Source organism: Imhoffiella purpurea (genome assembly GCF_000585215.1).
Lineage (GTDB): Bacteria > Pseudomonadota > Gammaproteobacteria > Chromatiales > Chromatiaceae > Imhoffiella > Imhoffiella purpurea.
Genome location: NZ_AONC01000091.1, coordinates 1 through 3,221, shown reverse-complemented (window position 1 = coordinate 3,221; position 3,221 = coordinate 1). Strand labels below are relative to the sequence as shown.

At 66.9% G+C, this 3,221-nt stretch carries 5 protein-coding genes; 4 read left to right on the top strand and 1 reads right to left on the bottom strand.

What is annotated here, in order from left to right:
- The 4 genes from D779_RS20325 to D779_RS20310 all read left to right on the top strand — a co-directional run.
- Positions 1-378, top strand: a 378-nt coding sequence (locus D779_RS20325) for a ferritin-like domain-containing protein (RefSeq protein WP_043758123.1), incomplete at its 5' end; no start/stop codon positions are given.
- Positions 379-390: 12 nt separating this feature from the next.
- Positions 391-654, top strand: coding sequence for a 4a-hydroxytetrahydrobiopterin dehydratase (locus tag D779_RS20320; protein ID WP_043758122.1), 264 nt, complete (start codon positions 391-393; stop codon positions 652-654).
- Positions 655-703: 49 nt separating this feature from the next.
- A complete protein-coding gene (locus D779_RS20315) occupies positions 704-922 on the top strand; it encodes a hypothetical protein (RefSeq protein ID WP_043758119.1) in 219 nt (72 codons plus the stop codon).
- A 167-nt stretch (positions 923-1,089) separates the two neighbouring features.
- Positions 1,090-2,049, top strand: coding sequence for a LysR family transcriptional regulator (locus D779_RS20310; protein ID WP_043758117.1), 960 nt, complete (start codon positions 1,090-1,092; stop codon positions 2,047-2,049).
- A gap of 39 nt (positions 2,050-2,088) precedes the next feature.
- Here D779_RS20310 and D779_RS20305 read toward each other — a convergent pair whose 3' ends face one another.
- Positions 2,089-3,027 (bottom strand): ROK family protein, encoded by a 939-nt coding sequence (locus tag D779_RS20305; protein WP_043758114.1) that lies wholly within the window; start codon positions 3,025-3,027, stop codon positions 2,089-2,091.
- Between the last annotated feature and the right edge of the window lie 194 nt (positions 3,028-3,221).

The window sequence follows — 3,221 nt, the reverse complement described above, 5'->3', positions numbered from 1 at the left end:
CTCGTCGCCACCTGGGGACTGGACGAGCCGGCCCGCCGGCTGCGGGAGGAGGCGCACGAGGAGATGGGGCATGTGGAGCGGATCATCGCCCGCATGCTCGCGCTCGGGGTGGCGCCCAATGCCTCGCAGCTGCGTCCGGCCGCCCTGGGGACCGACCTGCCCGCCCTGCTCCAGGCCGATTACGCCTTCGAGCTGGAGCTGGTGCAGCTGTACCTGGATGCGGCCCGACATGGCGCCCGGATCGGCAGCCGCGACGACCGCATCTTCTTCCAGGACCTGCTCGAAGAGGAGCAGGCCCATGCCCGGGATCTGATCCAGTGGATGCAGTCGCTGGACCGCCCCATCCAAGACGCTCCGCAACGGCGGATCGGCAGATAGTGGAGACGAGCCATGAGACCGAATTGGAAAGAACGCGCACGCCCGGCCCGATTGGAGGCCAGATACGAGTTCGAGAGCTACGACGCCCTGCGCGACTTCCTCGACGAGGCGGCCGAGCTCTCGGAGCGCGAGGGACTCTACCCGGACCTGGGATTCGGCCGGGACTATGTGAACATCACCATCCATGCCGAGGAAGGCCGTGAATCGCTGGCCGAAGAGCAGCGCCGCTTCGCCCGGCTCCTGGAGGCCTTCGGCCCGACGTGCGTCGCGGCTTGAGACAGCCCCATCATGAACCCCAGGATCTCGACCCGGGAGGTATCAGGGCATGACGACCACCGAGAATAGCGGCGACGAACCGGCCGCCACGCCCCGCCGCCGCAAGACACCCGCAGCGGCCAAGGGCGATCCCGCCGAGACGACCCAGCCTTCGGCGTCCCGGCAGAAGCCCCCAGAGACCCGCCGGACCCGGCGGCCCCAGCCGAAACCGGTCGCGACCGAGACCCGCGACACCTATCGCTCGACCGGCCGCGTCTGGCCCGACTGAGCCGGATCGGTTCGCCGGGTCTCGGACTCCCTGAGGCTCGAGGGATTGCGGAATCGGCCGTCGGGGCGCAGATAACCAGGGGTAGCCCCGAGGAACTCGACCACGAGACCAAGAGAGGACGAACCGTGCCCCCTTTCAGCGAACAGACCTATACCCCGCCGGCGGCGATGCCCCAGCATCTGATCCGCCACGCGAGCCTGCGCCAGCTTCAGGTGTTCGAGGCGATCATCCGGCTCGGCAGCTTCACCCGTGCCGCGGACGAACTCTTCGTCACCCAGCCCACGGTCTCGATGCAGACCAAGAAGCTGGCCGACGCCCTGGGTCTGCCGCTGTTCGAGCAGGTCGGCCGCCAGGCCCGGCCGACCGAGGCCGGCGCCGCGCTCTACCAGTCCTGTCGCGTCATCTTCGAGACCCTGGCCAATCTCGAGATGAAGGTCGCCGACCTCAAGGGACTCAAGCGCGGCCGTCTGCGTCTCGGCGTCATCACGACCGCCAAGTATTTCGCCCCGGAGGTGCTGGGCGAGTTCTGCAAGCTGTACCCGGGGATCGAGGTCGCGCTCAAGGTCTCGAACCGGGACCGCATCATCGAGCGTCTGACCGCCAACGAGGACGATCTCTACATCATGGGCCAATCGCCCAACGACCAGCTCGACGTCGAGGCCGTGCCGTTCGCCCCGAACCCGCTCGTGGTGATGGCGCCGCGCGACCATCCCCTGGTGGGCGAGAAGAACATCCCCATCAGCCGCATCGCCGAGGAATTCCTCATCCTGCGCGAACCCGGCTCGGGGATTCGCGATGCGACCATGAAGGTCTTCGAGCAGCTCGACCTCCGGCCCAAGGTCCGCATGGAACTAGGCAGCAACGAGGCCATCAAGCATGCCGTCGTGGGCGGCCTGGGACTCTCGGTACTCTCTCTGCACACCCTGACCCTGGAAGGGGCGGACGGCCCGGTCGCCATCCTCGACGTCGAGGGTTTCCCCATCATGCGTCAGTGGTACCTGGTCTACCCCAAGGGCAAGGAACTCTCGCTGGTCGCGCAGGCATTCCTCGAATTCGCCCTGGAGATCTCGCCGAGGATGAAGGAGCACATGAAACGCCTATGGCCGAAGCTAACGCAGTGCGAATGAGCCCCGGATCCTCGACCGCTCACCTCGGGTCGAAGCGCCTCAGTCCGTCTCAGACGCATCCCCCTGCCCCTCCTCGGCCCCGAGCGGCCACAGCCAGGCCGCCCCGCGCACGCCCGAGGAGTCGCCGTGCCTCGCCGGAAGCAGCCGGGTGAGCACCTGATCGGAAATGATCCATTCGCCCCAGAGCCAGGGCACATTCAGATAGAGACGTTCGAGCTTCGAGAGCCCGCCTCCGAGCACGATGACGTCGGGATCGACCAGGTTGATCACGCCCGCGAGTGAACGGGCGAGACGGCGCTCGTAGAGCTGCAGCGTCCGGACACAGCCCGGATCCCCGTCCTCGGCGCCCGCCGCGATGGCCGCCGCATCCAGCCTCGCACCGGTTCGGCGCCCATGATCCAAGGCCATGCCGGGACCGGAGAGATAGGTCTCGATGCAGCCCGAACGCCCGCAATAGCAGCCCGGCAGCGGACGATCCTCGTCTCCCGGTGACGGCAGCGGCGAATGCCCCCACTCGCCCGCGATGGCGTTGGCCCCGACCAGCAGCCGGCCATGCACCACCAGCCCGCCGCCGACACCCGTGCCCAGAATGGCGGCGAACACCACGTCAGCACCCGCACCGGCCCCATCGGTCGACTCGGAGACCGCCAGACAGTTGGCATCGTTGGCCAGCCTGACCTCCCGCCCCAGGCGCGCCTCCAGATCCTCGCGCAGCGGCTGCCCGATCAGACAGGTCGAATTGGCGTTGCGGATGCGTCCGGTCAGTGGAGAGACCGACCCAGGGATGCCAACCCCAACGGAGACGCGTGTGCCCAGCGTGCGCTCGGCCTCCTCCACCAGGACCACGATCGTCTCGACGGTGGCCGAATAGTCGCCCGCCGGCGTGGGAACGCGACGGCGCCATCGCTCGCACCCGTGGGGGTCGAGTGCGATGATCTCGGTCTTGGTGCCACCAAGATCGATCCCGATGCGGATCATGGGGGACTCCCTGAATGGATCGGTGGCATCAAGAATATCATCACGCCACTGTCAAAAGGCGTGTAGCCTTCGATCTCAGGATCTCCTTTTCGTTGCTGACGGTATTATACCTAGCGAATGCAGGATTTCGGCTCTCAATGACCGACAATCTGAAAGTTCTCAGCAAGCAGCGTACGCAGCTGCGGTGCATAGCG

Bases quoted from the DNA above. Each gene is read 5' to 3' on its own strand.
- D779_RS20320 (WP_043758122.1), top strand. From the start codon at position 391: ATGAGACCGAATTGGAAAGAACGCGCACGCCCGGCCCGATTGGAGGCC.
- D779_RS20315 (WP_043758119.1), top strand. From the start codon at position 704: ATGACGACCACCGAGAATAGCGGCGACGAACCGGCCGCCACGCCCCGC.
- D779_RS20310 (WP_043758117.1), top strand. From the start codon at position 1,090: ATGCCCCAGCATCTGATCCGCCACGCGAGCCTGCGCCAGCTTCAGGTG.
- D779_RS20305 (WP_043758114.1), bottom strand. From the start codon at position 3,027: ATGATCCGCATCGGGATCGATCTTGGTGGCACCAAGACCGAGATCATC.